Annotated in this window: 18 protein-coding genes; 5 read left to right on the top strand and 13 right to left on the bottom strand. The window is 32.7% G+C overall.

Annotated elements, in window-relative coordinates:
* Nucleotides 1-19: 19 nt before the first annotated feature.
* On the bottom strand, nt 20-1,012 hold the full coding sequence (hemB, locus tag LL966_RS12740) for a porphobilinogen synthase (RefSeq protein WP_229353706.1): 993 nt from the start codon (nt 1,010-1,012) through the stop codon (nt 20-22).
* 233 nt (nt 1,013-1,245) lie between these two features.
* On the opposite strand from hemB, the gene LL966_RS12745 reads away from it, so the two are divergent.
* Both LL966_RS12745 and LL966_RS12750 read left to right on the top strand, forming a co-directional pair.
* On the top strand, nt 1,246-1,878 hold the full coding sequence (locus LL966_RS12745; RefSeq protein WP_229353708.1) for a hypothetical protein: 633 nt from the start codon (nt 1,246-1,248) through the stop codon (nt 1,876-1,878).
* Nucleotides 1,879-1,880: 2 nt separating this feature from the next.
* A complete protein-coding gene (locus LL966_RS12750) occupies nt 1,881-3,773 on the top strand; it encodes a hypothetical protein (RefSeq protein WP_229353709.1) in 1,893 nt (630 codons plus the stop codon).
* A gap of 70 nt (nt 3,774-3,843) precedes the next feature.
* On the opposite strand, the gene LL966_RS12755 is transcribed toward LL966_RS12750, so the two are convergent.
* The 12 genes from LL966_RS12755 to LL966_RS12810 form a co-directional block, all read right to left on the bottom strand.
* Nucleotides 3,844-4,731 (bottom strand): fructose bisphosphate aldolase, encoded by an 888-nt coding sequence (locus tag LL966_RS12755; RefSeq protein WP_229354107.1) that lies wholly within the window; start codon nt 4,729-4,731, stop codon nt 3,844-3,846.
* 88 nt (nt 4,732-4,819) lie between these two features.
* The gene (locus LL966_RS12760) at nt 4,820-5,758 is read right to left on the bottom strand and encodes a DUF4421 family protein (RefSeq protein ID WP_229353710.1); all 939 of its coding nucleotides are present in this window, start codon (nt 5,756-5,758) and stop codon (nt 4,820-4,822) included.
* 90 nt (nt 5,759-5,848) lie between these two features.
* A complete protein-coding gene (gene tnpA, locus LL966_RS12765) occupies nt 5,849-6,307 on the bottom strand; it encodes an IS200/IS605 family transposase (protein ID WP_229353711.1) in 459 nt (152 codons plus the stop codon).
* Between the two features lie 408 nt (nt 6,308-6,715).
* Nucleotides 6,716-7,618: an oxygen-dependent coproporphyrinogen oxidase gene (gene hemF / locus LL966_RS12770; RefSeq protein ID WP_229353712.1), complete on the bottom strand. Its 903-nt coding sequence runs from the start codon at nt 7,616-7,618 to the stop codon at nt 6,716-6,718.
* A 3-nt stretch (nt 7,619-7,621) separates the two neighbouring features.
* On the bottom strand, nt 7,622-8,047 hold the full coding sequence (locus LL966_RS12775) for a hypothetical protein (protein ID WP_229353713.1): 426 nt from the start codon (nt 8,045-8,047) through the stop codon (nt 7,622-7,624).
* Nucleotides 8,044-8,421 (bottom strand): hypothetical protein, encoded by a 378-nt coding sequence (locus tag LL966_RS12780; RefSeq protein WP_229353714.1) that lies wholly within the window; start codon nt 8,419-8,421, stop codon nt 8,044-8,046. The genes LL966_RS12775 and LL966_RS12780 overlap by 4 nt, the downstream gene beginning before the upstream one ends.
* Before the next feature lie 77 nt (nt 8,422-8,498).
* A complete protein-coding gene (gene hemE / locus LL966_RS12785; protein ID WP_229353715.1) occupies nt 8,499-9,524 on the bottom strand; it encodes a uroporphyrinogen decarboxylase in 1,026 nt (341 codons plus the stop codon).
* A gap of 97 nt (nt 9,525-9,621) precedes the next feature.
* On the bottom strand, nt 9,622-10,287 hold the full coding sequence (locus tag LL966_RS12790; RefSeq protein ID WP_229353716.1) for a uroporphyrinogen-III synthase: 666 nt from the start codon (nt 10,285-10,287) through the stop codon (nt 9,622-9,624).
* Nucleotides 10,287-11,210 carry a hydroxymethylbilane synthase gene (hemC, locus tag LL966_RS12795; protein ID WP_229353717.1) on the bottom strand — a complete coding sequence of 308 codons (924 nt, stop codon included), beginning with the start codon at nt 11,208-11,210 and terminating at the stop codon, nt 10,287-10,289. Before hemC ends, LL966_RS12790 begins: the two co-directional genes overlap by 1 nt.
* A gap of 191 nt (nt 11,211-11,401) precedes the next feature.
* Complete coding sequence (hemA, locus tag LL966_RS12800; protein ID WP_229353719.1) at nt 11,402-12,652, bottom strand: glutamyl-tRNA reductase; 1,251 nt, start codon at nt 12,650-12,652, stop codon at nt 11,402-11,404.
* Between the two features lie 358 nt (nt 12,653-13,010).
* Entirely contained in the window at nt 13,011-13,598 is a 588-nt protein-coding gene (locus tag LL966_RS12805) for a globin family protein (protein WP_229353720.1), read from the bottom strand.
* Nucleotides 13,599-13,615: 17 nt separating this feature from the next.
* Nucleotides 13,616-14,050, bottom strand: a complete 435-nt coding sequence (locus LL966_RS12810; protein WP_229353722.1) for a hypothetical protein — start codon at nt 14,048-14,050, stop codon at nt 13,616-13,618.
* A gap of 443 nt (nt 14,051-14,493) precedes the next feature.
* Between LL966_RS12810 and LL966_RS12815 the strand changes: the two genes are divergently transcribed.
* The 3 genes from LL966_RS12815 to LL966_RS12825 all read left to right on the top strand — a co-directional run bounded on the left by LL966_RS12815 (nt 14,494) and on the right by LL966_RS12825 (nt 17,182).
* The gene (locus LL966_RS12815; protein WP_229353723.1) at nt 14,494-15,360 is read left to right on the top strand and encodes a helix-turn-helix domain-containing protein; all 867 of its coding nucleotides are present in this window, start codon (nt 14,494-14,496) and stop codon (nt 15,358-15,360) included.
* A gap of 226 nt (nt 15,361-15,586) precedes the next feature.
* On the top strand, nt 15,587-16,600 hold the full coding sequence (gene hemH / locus LL966_RS12820) for a ferrochelatase (RefSeq protein WP_229353724.1): 1,014 nt from the start codon (nt 15,587-15,589) through the stop codon (nt 16,598-16,600).
* Between the two features lie 33 nt (nt 16,601-16,633).
* A complete protein-coding gene (locus LL966_RS12825) occupies nt 16,634-17,182 on the top strand; it encodes a CopD family protein (RefSeq protein WP_229353725.1) in 549 nt (182 codons plus the stop codon).
* Nucleotides 17,183-17,221: the final 39 nt, after the last annotated feature.

Below are 17,221 nucleotides of genomic sequence, written 5' to 3' on the forward strand. Positions count from 1 at the left end.
ATGTTTTTTTTGTAATTAATTACTTATTTAAAAATATTGCGGCTTCTTTTGCAAAATAAGTGGTTATGATGCTAGCACCAGCACGTTTGATGCAGTATAACTGCTCTATCATGATTTTGTCGTGATCTAACCATCCGCGTTCTGCAGCCGCTTTTACCATTGCATATTCGCCAGAAACTTGGTAAACAGATACAGGAACATTCACTTTATCTTTTATTTCACGAACAATATCCAAATACGCAATTCCTGGTTTTACCATTACAATATCTGCACCTTCTTCGACATCTAATAATGCTTCACGAATTCCTTCGATTCGGTTAGCATAATCCATTTGATATGTTTTTTTATCCTTCGGAATATCTTTAGAGTCCACTGGAGCAGAATCTAATGCATCTCGGAAAGGACCGTAAAATGCCGAAGCATATTTAGCACTATAACTCATAATTCCAACATTATGGTGTCCGTTTTCTTCTAATGCTTTTCTTATTGCCAAAACACGTCCATCCATCATATCGCTTGGTGCTACAAAATCGGCTCCAGCTTCTGCATGGCTTAAACTCATTCTTGTAAGAGCATCAACAGTTGGGTCGTTTAATAATTGACCTTTTTCGATGATTCCGTCGTGGCCATAAATCGAATACGGATCTAAAGCTACATCTGGCATCACAATCATTTCCGGAACTGCATCTTTAATCGCTCGAATTGTCTGCTGCATCAAACCGTCTTTGTTCCAAGCTTCTGTTCCTTTATTATCTTTTAAATGATCAGAAACTTTTACGTAAATATTTACCGCTCTAATTCCTAAATCCCAAGCTTCTTTTACTTCTTTAATCGTGTTGTCTAAAGAATGGCGATAAATTCCAGGCATTGATGGAATAGCCGATTTTACATCTTTTCCTTCTGCAACAAACATAGGAAGCATAAAATCTTGTGGACTTAAACTGGTTTCGCGAACTAAAGAACGGATAGATTCATTGGTTCTTAAACGGCGATTTCTTTGTAATGGAAACATATAGATTTAGATTTTAGATTTTAGATTTTAGATTGATTGATCTTTGTATCTAAAAATGAAGTTGTATTTTGTTTTTTCTACTTTTTTGATAAGTGCTGCAAAGTTAAAGAAAAACGAACAGAATAAGGCGTTTAGCTTAGCAGAGAATCCGTTAATATTATCTAAAAATTTATTTTATTTATTGAGTTTAATCAAAATATGGTTTTTAAAATATTTCCATCTAAATTTGTGAAATGAAGAAAATTCTCGCTTTATTTTGCTCTCTGATCTTAACGAGTTGTTTTGAGATTACAGAAAGAATCAAACATCACGACGACCAAAGTGGTGAATATACTTTGATGGTCGATTTTTCGAAGTCTTGGTTTAAGACTAAATCAGCTATTTTTTTAGAAGAAGTCGATGGCGTTAAAATTCCGAACGAACAGGAAATTACTCAAAAATTGGAAGATTTTAAAAGTAAAGCTTTAAAAATTGACGGTATTTCAAACGTGACAACCAAAACCGATTTTAGCAATTATGTTTTCATTATCAAACTTAATTATGCGAACCTGAAAGCATTAAACGCGGTTGTAAACACCATCAACAATCAGCGCGATCAGATTCACTTTAGCGGAAGCGATAAAAATTTTCAACGAATCGCTTCTTATCCTATTCCAGAAAAAGTTGTAAATGACCCAAAGAAAAAGAAAGATCTGGAAGAAGCCAATATTATTTCTATTTACACTTTCGATAAAGATATTTTGGCTGTTGATAATGTAAACAGTAAAATTTCAAAAAATAAGAAGACCGTTTTTTTAAAACAAAGCATGTATAGTGTTTTTAAAAAATCGGCTTTAATGAATAATACCATCCAATTAACGCCTTAATTATGAAACAATTTTATACTCTTTTTTTATTACTTGCTTTCTTCTTGAGTTTTGGTCAGGCAAGTCCAAACAAATACGATTACTTTGTGCAGTTTAACGGAAGTCAGCTTTCAAAAAAAGTCGGCATTGATGCCGTTTTAAATCATCCAATTATTACGAAATACATTAGTAAAAAACCAGATTTTGATCTTCGTAAATACAATTCAATTATAAAATTAGACCAGAAAATTACCATTAGTGGAAATTTCTTAGACAGTGTTCCCTATTATCAAGTTACCATTCCGATAAAAAATAAAGAAGCCGTTAGACAATATTTGGTTGAAAAACTTGGCGCAAAAGAAAAGGCAGATTCGATTGAAACGGGGTTAATTAAGGATTTTGGAAAATATGCTGTTTTTACTCCAAAAGATGTTAAAAAAACTTTTGCCTGGAATGATGGTTATTTAGTGGTCTTTGAATTAACAAAAAGACTTCCTCACAAATCGTATGATCTTGCAGATTATTCGGTAGATAATGATACACTTCCAGTTGAAAGTACTTATGAAGAAGCAGTTGTAGTAGAAGCTCCACAGGTGTATGGAGTTCCAGAAGTACCAAATTCGCCAAAAATAACAGAGCCATCTGCCAAGCACAATGAACCAATAATGGCTGATGTGCCTGCAGTGCCAATAGATGCTGGTGAGGAGGACTATTTGTATGATGGAAACCCTTTTGCGGAACATACAGCAGAGCAGATAGAATTTGATAGAAAATTAGCTCAGCAACAAAGTGAAATTATTAAAAGCTTATTTGAAAATGGTTTTACTGCACCAAATTCTGCAAAAATAAATGAGCAGGCAGATATTTCGATTTGGGTAGATTATGGCGGTGCAATTTCAAGTTTGTATTCCATGTATAATTATCCTTTTTCGATATTCGGCGGGTATAATAAATTTCTTCCGATGCAGAAGAATTTCGGGAATTTTGTAAAAGGAATAAATCTAGATTTTTATTTTGATAATGATAATGCCAGAATTGAAGAAGTGGTTGAATATTCTAAAGAGATTGCAGACGTAGTAAGCAAAATTGGGAATAGAAAAATCAACAAAAACATTTTCAATTATTTTCCATCAGAAAAACCATTGGGATATATGTCTTATCACATTAATACAAAAGCAGCTCTTGAAAACATTCCGTCATTAATGAGCGAAATGTTTCAGAATCCCAGTTTCGGAAAAGAAGATGTAACAGTAATTACCGATTTAATTTCTACTATAGTTGATGAAGAAGCAACTGCAAAACTTTTTGATGGTGATTTAAGCGCTTTTTTATATGATGTGAAAGATGTTGAGGTTATGACCAAAAAGTACGGTTATGATGAAAATTACGAAGAAAAAGTAACTGAGGAGAAAGTAAAAAAATCAATTCCGTTATTTTCTGTAATTTTCACTTCAACTCATCCGACATTCGGAGATAAACTTTTGCAATTGGGCGTTCGCAAAAAAGTATTAGTTCAAAATGGAAACTATTATCAGATTATTGGACCAAAAGAATATGGCGATCTTTTTATTCTAAAAGAAAAAGATGTTGTAGTGGTATCGAATACAAAAGATTATTTTAAATCTGGAAATGGCTCTTTTGTAAGTGAAACGAAAAAAGATTTGAGCAAAAACAGCTTATACGGAAAACTCAGTATTGCACAAACGGTAAAAGCGTTTGGTCAGAATGCAAAAGAAGAAGATTTGAAACGATTCAATAGAATTTCAACTCAGTTTTCAGACATAGCAATGGAAGCGCCTAAAAAGTTAATTGACAATAAATTTAAATTTGTCTTGAAGTTAAACTCTTTAAAGTCTGATAAAAATATTATTTTACAAACATTAGATTTAGCAGACGAAATGATGAATTCAAAATAAAGAAATTTAAAAGGCAAAATCCCCGAAATCTACATTTTGGGGATTTTTTTATGCAGTAAGAAAGCATTTTTTAAGTAATCGAAGCTTTATAAATATCTTTAATAGTTTCGCCAAGGACAGCATTAAAATCGCTATCAGATTGACCAGCGCTAAGACCTTCTGAAAGTGCTCTAGAAAAACTAGCAATTAAGCCGTTGTTCTGAGCCAATTTGATGTTTGCTTCTTCTCGAGAATATCCGCCAGACAATGCCACAACCCGAACCACATGCGGATCTGTGATTAATTGGCTGTAAAAATTATTGACAGTCGGAATAGACAATTTCAGCATTACTCTGACATCTTTGTCTAGAGAATGGAGTTGTTTTATGATTTCTTCTTTGAGAATTTGTTCTGATTTTTCTTTATCAGCACTATAAATATCAACTTCAGGTTCAATAATCGGAATCAATCCTTTTTCGAAAATTTGCAGACCGACCCTAAATTGCTGTTCTACAATATCACGAATTCCGTCAGGATTGGCTTCTTTAATTACAGAACGCATTTTAGTTCCAAAAACATTTCTTTCTACGGCTCTGTTTAGTAATTCGTCTAAATTTGGAATAGGTTTCATCAATTGAACGCCGCTGGCGACATCAGCTAATCCTTTGTCTACTTTTAAGAAAGGAACAATATTTTTCTTTTCCCATAAATAATCAGCAGTCCATTGATTGTCAATTTTGCGGTCCATTGTGTTTTCAAACAAAATAGCGCCAAGAATATATTCGGGGTCAAAAGCTGGACTTTTAATAATTCTGGTTCTCATTTCATGCACAAGCGTGTACATTTCTTCATCGTTAGAATAGCTGTTTTCTTCAACGCCGTATTGTGATAATGCTTTTGGTGTACTTCCGCCACTTTGATCCAATGCTGCGATAAATCCTTTTCCAAAATGCATTCGATCTAATTGCTCTTTGTTCACATTTGCCATAATAATGAATTTTAGTTTTTGTAAATCCATCTAATTTAAGCAATTTTCACAACTTATTGATTATGAGTCTGTAGATTTCTTATAGTCCAATTTTCTCATTTACTTTATCGTAGACTTCTTTTACTTTTTTGGGAGGATCAAATCTATAGCCAGCAGAAAGTTTTAAGGTTGCAATATGATCATTTAATCTGGGATCAACTTTGTCATCTTGCGCAAAACTTATGGTATTTAGCGTTGCAAAAGCAAAGAATCGGTCTTTATTATAAGCTAATTTTAAATTGAAATCTGCCTGATACAAAGCTGAAGTTTCTTTATCAATCACATTTAATCCGGCGCCTAAAGCAAGTCCTGCTCCAATCAAAACCCGATCACTGATAACGAAATTATAAAAATAGGAGGGAGCGAGTGTGAATACATAAATGTCTCCAGGCGATGAATCTTTTGTGTTTACATCCAAATTCGTGTAATAAAATGAGAAGGTCGGAATAAAACTTCCAGAACTTTTGGTCTGCCATTCGTTTTGACTTACCAATGTTTTAAAAGAAAATTTATCATTGAAAACGTAAGCTGTAGATCCGCCGATTTTCATAGTCCGCATATCTGGCAGCTGTGCCGTAAAATTATCTTCGCTTATATAAAAGCCCTTTTGATTGATGAAAGTGAACGACTGCATCCATTTTTTGAAATAAAAACGGGTATTAAAATTAAAATGTTTGGAATGCGAATCGCCTTTATTCTGACTCAGAAATTTGGGAGCAAAACCAATACCCACATCAATGATTTTATAATTTAAGTTGAAACCAATCTGTTCTCTTCGATTCGGAATTAGGTTAAAATACATTTCGTTTTCCGGATTATCCGAAGCAATCTGAAAACTATTGGAAGTGTCTAAATAATAAACGCTTGCCGTAATTTTATCGCTGTAGGATTTAAAATAAGTATTTTGCAAGGAATCATTTTGGGCGAAACACCCAAAAATGCTGATGAAGAATGTGATATAAATGAGTTTTAAAGCCATGTTTTATTTAAAAAATGCTTCGGAGAAGCAAAATATTTATAGCAATTAAATGACCGAATAAGATTAAAGCTCCAGCGGAGCGGCACAAATTTAAACTTCTTCAAAAAGATATTCATTTTTGAAATCAATATTGAATAATTTTAAAAATGTGATATACTCTTCTTTGAACGTTTTTGTTTTATGATGTTGTTCCTGATTTTCAATATATTTGATAACGTTGGTTAATTGTGAATGACTATAGGAAAAAGCACCAAAACCTGTCTGCCATTCAAATTTTCCATTTATCCATTTTTGTTCATTTATGAATTTAGATGAACTTGATTTAATATCTCTTACTAAATCAGATAGTGAAATATTAGGTTTTATTCCAACTAAGATATGAATATGATCTGGCATTCCGTTAATTGCAATCAATTTTTGTTTTTGATTGGTAATAATTCCAGTAATGTATTTGTAAATTTCATCTTTCCATATTTTAGAAATTAGGTTTTGTCTTCCTTTTACAGCAAAAACGATTTGAATGTACAATTGAGAATAAGTATCAGCCATATTTTTAATTAAAATTATTAAAAAGTAAATCTAGTTAATAAATTTAAATTGTAAGATAAATATTTCTTTTTTATGTGAGATAAATATGCCGCCCCTCTGGGGCTCTATCTTGGTTGGTGTTAAATCATGCTATAAATATTTGGCTTCTCCGAAGCCAATGTAGATTAAAAAAAATGGCTTCGGAGAAGCCAAATATTTATAGCAAAAAATTATATTGAGGTTTCGAAGCTCCAGCGGAGCGAAATAGGATATTAAAATTCGGTTTTGTTTGTTTCCTTATCTAATGAGATTATTTTAGGAAATTTCAAGATAAAAAAAACAGCTTCGAAGAAGCTGAATATTTATAATATGTTCAAAAGCTCCAGCGGAGCAACATATAATATTATATGGAAAACAATTTAGAATAAACTAAACCCAATCAATCGGGTTCTGCAATGCTTTTACCAATTTCTCTTCTTCACTTCCTGCTTCTGGGTGATGATCATAAACCCATTGCACATGCGGAGGCAAACTCATTAAAATACTCTCGATTCTTCCATTGGTTTTTAAGCCGAATAAAGTTCCTTTATCATGAACCAAATTAAATTCAACATAGCGACCACGACGAATTTCCTGCCATGTTCTTTGTTCTGGAGTATAATCTAAATTTTTTCTTCTTTCCACAATCGGAACATAGGCTTGCAAAAAACTATTGCCAACTTCGGTTACAAAGTCATACCAATTTTCCATTGACATTTCATCATTTGCTTTGCAATAATCAAAGAATAAACCGCCAAGTCCGCGGGCTTCATTACGATGTGCGTTCCAAAAATACGAATCACATTGTTTTTTATATTTCGGATAAAACTCTGGATTGTGTTTATCGCAAGCTGTTTTACAAGTTTGATGAAAGTGTTTTGCATCTTCTTCAAACAAATAATAAGGCGTTAAATCCTGTCCGCCGCCGAACCATTGCTGAATGACATTTCCAGCTTCATCATACATTTCAAAATAACGCCAATTGGCATGAACAGTTGGAACCATTGGGTTTTTCGGATGAATGACCAAACTTAATCCGCAGGCAAAAAAATCGGCTTCGCCAACACCAAACATTTTTTGCATCGTTTCCGGAAGTTTTCCGTGAACAGCAGAAATGTTTACACCGCCTTTTTCGAAAACAGTTCCGTTTTCAATAACGCGAGTTCTTCCGCCACCGCCTTCTGGACGTTTCCATAAATCTTCACGGAATTTTGCTGTTCCGTCAACAGTTTCTAATCCAGTGCAGATTTGATCTTGTAATTGTTGTATGTAGGCGTAAAATTTATCTTTCATGTCTTAATTTTCATTTTCTGGTATAGTATCATGATACTTGAATGCAACATTCATATCAATTACTATTGTAGTATCTTTTTTAAAGATTTTTACAAATCTTGAATTTACTTTTTTAAATAGCGAATCTCCTATTTCAGCTTTTTCCCAAAGAACAGGATAAACATATATTGGAGTCGAATCTTTTAGAATAAATTTTTGAGACATATGGTTATGTTTATCTAGAAATTTTTTCACAATTATCCCAGAAAAATTTTCATGAAACATTTCCTTATATGCTTCTTTACTAATTTTGGCTTCATTTGAAAAATAAGAACAAGTACTAACAAATACCGCAAAAAACACCATTACAAAAAAACCTTGGTATAATGGATTCAATTTTTCAAAATTAAAATCAGCAATATCGTTTAAAATTTTTTCTAAATAACTCATTTAAATTTTAACAAAGCGATTTTATTGTTTATTCCAAAAGAAAAAACCTTGCTTTCCTGCTGGATATATTGATAAACTGCCAAAGCTTTAGCTGTAAAATTATGATTTTCTTCTTTTGAGAATTCTATTAAAATATCACCAAATTGTTCTAATTGTTCCCAGTCAAAATGAAGACGAGCTAATAAGGTAATTAATTCTTCGTTGGAGTAATCGATTAATGTTTGAATATTTAGTCCAAATTCTTTTAATTGATTTTCGATATCTGATTTTTGTAAATGACTTAAAGGATAAGGCACAAAAATAAGGGTTCGTAACGTTTTGAGAACGTTATCAATCCTAATTTTTTCTTCGTCTCTTAAACCTTTGTTTAGCATTTTTTTTAAGTTGATGGTTGATGGTTTTTGGTTGATAGTTCTATTTCCAACAACCATCAACCAAAAACTATCAACTATTATTGCCCGTATTCCTTCACAGCGTCAATAAAAGCTTTTGCGTGATCTACAGGAATATTTGGTAAAATTCCGTGACCTAAATTTACGATATATTTGTCTTTTCCGAACTCGTCGATCATTTCGTGAACCATTTTCTTGATAGTAGGAATTGGAGAAAGTAATCTTGATGGATCAAAATTTCCTTGTAAAGTAATGTTACCGCCAGACAAATAACGAGCATTTCTAGCCGAACAAGTCCAGTCAACTCCTAATGCAGAAGCTTTACTTTTACCCATTTCGCCAAGAGCAAACCAGCATCCTTTTCCGAAAACAATAACTGGTGTAATATCTGCTAAAGCATCTACGATCTGGTTAATGTATTTCCATGAAAATTCTTGATAATCAACAGGAGAAAGCATTCCTCCCCAAGAATCAAAAATCTGAACGGCATTAACACCAGATTTCACTTTTTCTTTTAAGTATAAAATAGTCGTATCAGTGATTTTTTGCAATAATGTATGAGCTGCAGCAGGATTTGAAAAACAGAAACCTTTTGCAGTATCAAAACTTTTAGAACCTTTTCCTTCAACAGCATAACAGAAAATTGTCCAAGGCGAACCCGCGAAACCAATTAATGGTACTTCGTCGTTCAACATTTCCTTAGTCAATTTTACAGCATCAAAAACATAACCTAAAGTTTCATTTACATCTGGAACGTATACTTTGTGAACATCTGCCAAAGAACGAATCGGATTTGGAATTATAGGTCCCAAATTATCTTTCAATTCTACGTGAATTCCCATAGCGCGAGGAACGACCAAAATATCTGAGAATAAAATTGCCGCATCTGGAGCAATTCTGCGAATTGGCTGTACGGTAATTTCAGCAGCTAATTCTGGAGTTTCACAACGTGTGAAAAAATCATATTTATCACGAAGTTCTCTAAATTCAGGTAAATATCTTCCTGCCTGACGCATCATCCATACTGGCGGACGCTGTACTGTTTCTCCTTTTAATGCTCTTAAAAATAGGTCGTTTTTTAACATTTTTTCTTGCTTTAGGCTTTAAGCTTTAGGCTTTAAGCTTGTTTTTAACTATGATTTTTTTGCTTACGGCTTACTGCCTAAAGCTTATTGCTTTAATTTATTTGTATTCTTGAATTACATCTTCGATCACGTCTTCAACTGTTGGCTGATCTGCAATGATGATGTTTTTTGTGATTTTTGATAAAGCTTCGGCGGTGGTTTCTCCAATGCAGAAACAGATTTCTTTTTTGATTGTATTTTCTTTTAAATAACTCTCAACGCCAGACGGACTAAAAAATAAAATGGCATCAACAGGAGTTTTTATTTTTTGAGGTTGTAAAGAAGTATCATAAACCTGAATTTCATTGAATTTTATTTCGGCTTCTTTCAAAGCGTTTGGTAAAGTATCTCGTCTAAGATTTCCGCTGAAAAAAGTGAAGCTTTCACTTCCATAAATTAAAGTAATAATTTCTGCAAGATCTGAAGCGTAGCCCGTATAAGCCACAACATTGAATCCGTTATCCGATAAAAGATTTTTTGTTTTTAAGCCAACGCAATACACGTTTTTGCTTTTAAGTTCTTCCGATTTTGGATTCGATAAAACGCTATGAACGGCATTTTGACTTGTGAAAATTAAACTTTCGTTGAGGTTTTTAAGTTCGAAAGGTTTGTTTTCAGTTTTGATAAAATCAGCTTGGATTACTTCTATGCCAACTTTTATCAACTCTTCTTTCTGAAGAGGAGATAATATTTTAGTAGATAATATCTGAATTGATTTTGCCATTATTTTTTCAGGGATTCTTTAATCTTTTGCATTAATTCTGTTCCACCATTATTCAAAATCTCCTGAGCTGAATGAAAACCTAGTTTTTTCCATTCAGAAATATCAACCGTTTTGTTGATCTCCAATTTTTGTTTTCCATCAATAGATAATAAAACACCTTGAAAATGCAGTGTGTCTTCGTCCTCGTTATAAGTAACCAAAGATCCGATTGGTGCTGTACATCCGCCTTCAAGCGTTCTCAAAAACTGACGTTCGATATACGTGCAAATTTCAGTTTCTATATCATTTAACTGCGAAAGCGCATCCAAAGTATAATTATCGTTTTCCATTGCTACAACAAGCATTGCTCCTTGTGCAGGCGCGGGAATCATCCAATCTAAATTGATATAATTTTCAGGTTTTAAGTTAATTCGCTCTAAACCTGCAGCTGCAAAAACAGCTCCGTCCCAATCATTGTCTTGCAATTTCTGCATACGCGTATTCACGTTTCCGCGTAAATCAACTACGGTATGATTTGGGTATTTGTTAAACCATTGGGCCTGACGACGTAAACTTCCAGTTGCAATTGTACTTGGATTTGTAAAATCAGGATTTCCTTTGTGAACCAGAATATCCAGAACATTCGCTCTTGGTAAAACTGCAGCCTGAACAATTCCTTTTGGCAAAGCTGTAGGAACATCTTTCATCGAATGCACCGCAATATCAATATCGCCATTGATCATGGCAATATCTAGCGTTTTGGTAAAAATTCCTGTAATTCCTAATTCGTAAAGAGGTTTATCCAGAATAATATCACCTTGCGATTTAACCGCAACAATTGAGGTTTTATAACCTAAATCGTTAAGTTTTTTCTCTACAGTGTGTGCTTGCCAAAGTGCTAATTCGCTATCGCGCGTTCCAATTCTGATTGTCTTTTCAGCCATGTTTTGTTTTTTGAACCATATAAGTTATATAAGTAAATTTAAGCGGTTTTAGTAAAACACAGTTTAAATAGTTTGATATAACTTTTGTTTTTTTAAACCATATAAGTTATAGAAGTAAATTTAAGGAGTTTGGGTAAAACACAGTTTTGAAATGAACTTATATAACTTATATGGTTTAAAATTTGATTTTATTAAGATGCTTTTATTTTAAAGACTTTTTCGATCCATTCGATGCTTTCATCGACCATGGTATCATCGTCTTTTAAGTGATTGGCAAAATGAGTAGTGATTTTTTGAATGATTCGGTTACTGATGATTTCTGCTTGCGCTTCATTAAAATCAGCGATTTTTTTGCTTTGAAAATCCAATTCAGAAACTTTTATAGCATTCAATTTGTCTTTTAAAGCATTTATGGTTGGCGCAAATTTTCTGCCTTTCATCCAAACAACAAATTCTTCTTTAATTTCTTCAATGATTGCTTCTGCAGCTGGAATGTGTAATTTTCTGTTTTCCAAAGTTTCATCTGTCAATTGAGACAAATAATCCATGTGAATTAAAGTTACGCCTTCTAATTCCTCTACATTTTCATGAACATTTTTCGGAATTGACAAATCCAGAATCAATAAAGGTTTTTTAAGATTCAAAATTGCTTTATCAACCGTTGGGTTTTGCGCTCCTGTTGCAACAACGACAACATCGGCTTTTTGAAGTTCTAAATGTAATTCAGAATAATCTTTAACAATCAGATTTAGTTTTCCAGCTAATTTCTCCGCTTTGTCTTTTGTTCTATTGATTAAAGTAATGTGTTCGTTTTTAGTATGTTTTACTAAATTTTCACAAGTATTTCTTCCGATTTTACCAGTTCCAAAAAGTAAAATGTTTTTGTTGCTGATATCTTCAACATTCTTCAAAATATATTGTACTGAAGCAAAAGAAACCGAAGTTGCTCCAGAACTAATTTCTGTTTCCGTTTTAATTCTTTTACTTGCTTGAATCACTGCATTTACCAATCTTTCCATAAAAGCGTTGGCTAAATTCATTGATTTTGAATGAATAAAAGAAGTTTTAATTTGAGATATAATTTCGAAATCACCTAAAATCTGACTGTCTAAACCAGTTCCTACGCGAAATAAGTGATTGATTGCTTCTTGATTTTTGTAAACGAAACCTACTTTCTGAAAAGCATCAACAGATCCGTTACTATTATCGCAGATTAATTTTATTAATTGAAATGGGTGTTCAGCAAAACCGTAGATTTCAGTTCTGTTGCAAGTTGAAGTAACTATTAAACTTTCTATTCCATCGTTTTTAGCTTGTTCCAGCAATCGCGTTTTAGCAACGGCATCCAAACTAAATTGACCTCTAACCTCAGCATCAGCTTTTTTATAACTCAGACCAACTGAGTAAAAATAAAGGTGTTTCGGTACGTTATTGTTTTCCATAAATTCACTTTCATAAAAGTGCAACAAAATTATTACTATACCATCGATAAAAATAACGCTAAAAGTACTTTTTATGTCGCTGCATGTTTTTTTAATTGTTAGTAGACCTATTTGGGTAGAAATCAGTACTTTTTCAGTAAAATCAAGTCGTTTGAAATGTTTTGTTTAGAGTGGTTCTAAATAACTAAGAACAAATCAGTAAAAAAAAATCAAAAAAAAATATCGCTCAGAGTTCAAAATTAAATTACAGGATTTCGAAATTATTTAATTTTGAGATTGGCGTTATTTTAACTCATCTAATTATTGAATTAAAAGCGCTATTTTAAATTTGTTAAAATAGCGCTTAAAAGAAAAGATATTATTTTTGAACAATAGGAGTTCTCAAAGATTCTAATACTGCAACGATATCTGTGTATAGTTCTGTGTTAGAAGCAACACCGTTTGCATTTGCAGCAGCACCAACATAACCTTCAAATTTTGTATAATCAGCATTACTAGCTTTTGTTCCCATACGTGGGTTTTTTGCAGGATCATGTGCAGCAACCATATTTAAACCAGAATAAGTATTTACTGCATTAGTTCCTCCTGTATTAAAAGAGAAGAAATCGGTTAAATTGTCTGATAATTTTGCAATATTAGTAGCTTGAGTATTACCTGTTTCTGCCAAAAGCGGAGCAAAATGGGCTTGTAAATTACCAGATGCATTTGATTGAATATCAGCAACAATTAATCCGATAGTTGAGTTTACCACTTTACGAAAGCTCAAACGACCTTTTTCGATCATTTGTCCTGAATTATCTGGATCTGAAACCATTGTAGTTCCTCCCAGTCTTACATAAATTGACTCTTTTTCAGCTGGTTTATCATTATCATCATTACTGCAAGAAGTTAAAGTTGCCGAAGCAGCAATTAATACACTAAGTGTAATTTTTGAAAAATTTTTCATTGTAAAATATTTAAAGGTTAATTAAAAAAACGATTTATTTTTTGAGACATTTTATAGCTAAAGCTATTTTGGTCTACAGGACAAACTTCTTTGCTTGCTAAATTTGCAGGCAGGATGTATCGCTCAGCGCTATAGTTCCCCTTAGTCATCAATTCGTCATATACTTTTTTAGAATCGGTGATCTTATTATTGTGGAAATAAACCACAACATTTCTTTTTACAATTATAGAATCAGAAGTTAATCCTTTAATAGATCTTAAATCGGCGCAGATTTTTTTTGCAGCTACAGAATCGATGTTTTCTTTAAAGTCAATTCTGCTTACTTGTAGATTTGGACTTTCGTAAACGGCAGGTTTTGCAGTAATAATGTGAAAAATTAAAATGCCAAAAAATAACACAAAAGTTAGCATTACTCCCCAAAGTACTTTTTTTATTGTTTTGTTAATTTGCATAGCGGTATCTTAAAAATTAGTTAAGTTTTTTTGATACTTACGAGTACTTTATAAAATAGGTTTTGTAAAAAAGTAGTAATTCGGCAGTTTAGATTTGTTTTAAATAATTATGGGTTGGAATTCAGAAGAGTAGCGCAAAAAAAGGAAAATTTGCGTTGTAAATTAAATTTATAATTAATTCTAAGTTTTTATGTCCTGTTGTAATGATAGTTTGTATGTATTTAGTTTAAGATACGATGGTTGTTTAAAAGAGAACCGTTCTAAATCTGGAGTAGTTTTGACAGAAATAGTTGAAAAATTCTATTTATAAGATTAAAAACAATAAAGAATTTATAAATTTAGAAGCAAGTAAACGATAAACCATCAAAAAGATTTAATTTTGAAATGTCAAATTATTCGTTTCTTATAAAATGATATAATAACTTGGATAAAGTAAATCAAAGATGGAGGAAGAAATAAAAATCGAAGATGAGTTTACACTAATCAGGTTTCAAAACGATAGTCTGGAACCTTTTGTTGCGCAGCACGAAATTGGTACCGGCCTGATACAGTTTCATTTTGGGTTAAAAGGAAATGCCAAACTTCTCTTTAATCAAGGCAATTATGCTTTAGATTTGAAAGAAGAAAAATCACTGCTGTTGTACAATCCGCAGAAACAATTACCGCTTAATCTAGAATTGGCACCAAATTCTTGGGTGATTTCTGTAATTGTATCAATAAAGAAATTTCACGCTTTATTTTCTGCCGAAGCCGATTATATCACTTTTTTGAGTGCAGACAATAAAGATAAAAAGTATTATAACGAAGGAAATATCAGTCCGTCAATGGCGATTGTTTTGAGTCAGCTTTTTCATTATAACCTTCATCCATCTATAAAAAACCTTTATTACAAAGGAAAAGGATACGAATTGTTGAGTTTGTATTTTAATAGAACCGAAGATCCAAATGCAGAACAATGTCCGTTTTTAATTGATGAAGATAATGTTTTAAAAATCAGAAAAGCCAAAGAAATCATTATTGCTAATATGGCCGAACCGCCTGGATTACAAGAATTGGCAGATGAAATTGGTTTGAATTTGAAGAAACTCAAAATGGGTTTCAAACAGATTTACGGCGACACGGTTTACGGTTTCCTTTTCGATTACAAAATGGATTTTGCGAGAAAGCTTTTAGACAGCGGTTCTTATAATGTAAACGAAGTTGGTTTGAAAATTGGCTATAGCACGGGAAGTCATTTCATCGCGGCATTCAAGAAAAAGTTTGCTACAACTCCAAAGAAGTATTTAATGTCGATTAATGCGAATGTTTAATTTTTTTTTTCGCACTCCCGATAGCTATCGGGATCACGAATTAACACAAAATAAAAATCTGCTTTAATCTGTGTAAATCTGCGTGAAAAATTTCTCGAATAACTAGAATCAATTTTGAATATTCAACAATAATTAAAAAGTAATAATTATCATATTTCTAAAAAGCAGCAAGTTCTACTTTTGACGAAATTTTTAAAAACAAAAAAGCTTAAAGCAAAAAACAATAATGAAAGGCGTATTATTAGTAAATCTTGGATCTCCAGAAAGTCCAACACCAAAAGATGTAAAACCTTATTTAGATGAATTTTTAATGGATAAATACGTGATCGATGTTCCGTATTTATTAAGAGCATTATTAGTTCGCGGTATTATTTTAAGAAAAAGACCAGAAGAATCTGCCCATGCTTACGCAAAGATCTGGTGGGAAGAAGGTTCACCATTAGTTGTGCTGTCAGAAAGAATGCAGAAAAAGGTTCAGCCTCTTGTAAATGTTCCTGTTTCCTTAGCAATGCGTTACGGAAGCATGACAATCGAAAAAGGACTTCAAGAATTGAGTGATAAAGGAGTTACAGATGTAATGCTTTTTCCTTTATATCCGCAATACGCAATGGCTTCCACTTTGACTATTTTAGTAAAAGCAGAAGAAATTCGCAAGAAGAAATTCCCACACATGAAATTTACAGATGTTCCAGCATTTTACAATAAACCAGATTATATCAAGAATTTAGCCGATTCAATTCAAAAGCATTTAGTTGGTTTTGATTACGATCATTTGTTGTTTTCGTATCACGGAATTCCAGAACGTCACATTCGCAAAACCGATGTAACTAAATCGCATTGTAAAATTGATGGTTCTTGTTGTAATACGCCATCTCCGGCACATGAATTTTGCTACCGTCACCAATGTTACGAAACCACAAGACAAGTCATAAAATTATTGGGACTTCCAGAAGACAAATACAGTTTGACATTTCAATCGCGTTTGGCGGGAGATAAATGGTTAGAACCTTACACGGATGTTGAAATTGACAATATGCCAGCAAAAGGAATCAAGAAATTGGCAGTTGTAACACCAGCTTTCGTTTCAGATTGTTTAGAAACTTTGGAAGAAATCGCGATGCGTGCAAAAGAAGATTTTGAAGCAAATGGAGGAGAAGAATTCTTGGCAATTCCATGTTTGAACGATGATGACGAGTGGTGCCAAACGGTTTCGAATTGGATTAATGATTGGGCGAAATAGAAGAAAGAGGCAAGAGTAAAGAAAAAAGACTTTATGGAATATTATAACTATCTGAAATCGCTGCACCTTATTTTTGTCATAACTTGGTTTGCGGGTTTGTTTTATATTGTGCGTTTGTTTGTGTATCAAATTGAGGCCAATGAAAAACCTTCGCCAGAAAAAGAAATTTTGCAGGCGCAATACAAAATAATGGCCTACCGTTTGTGGTATATTATTACATGGCCGTCGGCAGTTTTGGCAAGTGTTTTTGCTTTTTGGATGCTGTTTTTTACCGATGCAGGAAGTGTTTGGATTAAAATGCCGTGGATGCACGTAAAATTATGTTTCGTTTTCCTTTTGTATTTATATCACGGAAAATGTCATCAAATATTCAAACAATTGCAAAATGATGAGGTAAAATATTCCAATAATTTTATGCGTTTATGGAATGAAGGCGCAACGATTATTTTGTTTGCCGTCGTTTTTTTAGTAGTTTTAAAAAGTGCCATCAACTGGATTTTCGGTGTAATCGGAATTATTTTATTTTCGGTTTTGATAATGCTGGGATTTCGATTTTATAAAAGAATAAGAGAAAAAAAGTAATTAGTAAAAAGTGAATAGTAATTAGTTTCAATCTTTTAC

The organism is Flavobacterium chungbukense, from assembly GCF_020805785.1.
GTDB lineage: Bacteria > Bacteroidota > Bacteroidia > Flavobacteriales > Flavobacteriaceae > Flavobacterium > Flavobacterium chungbukense.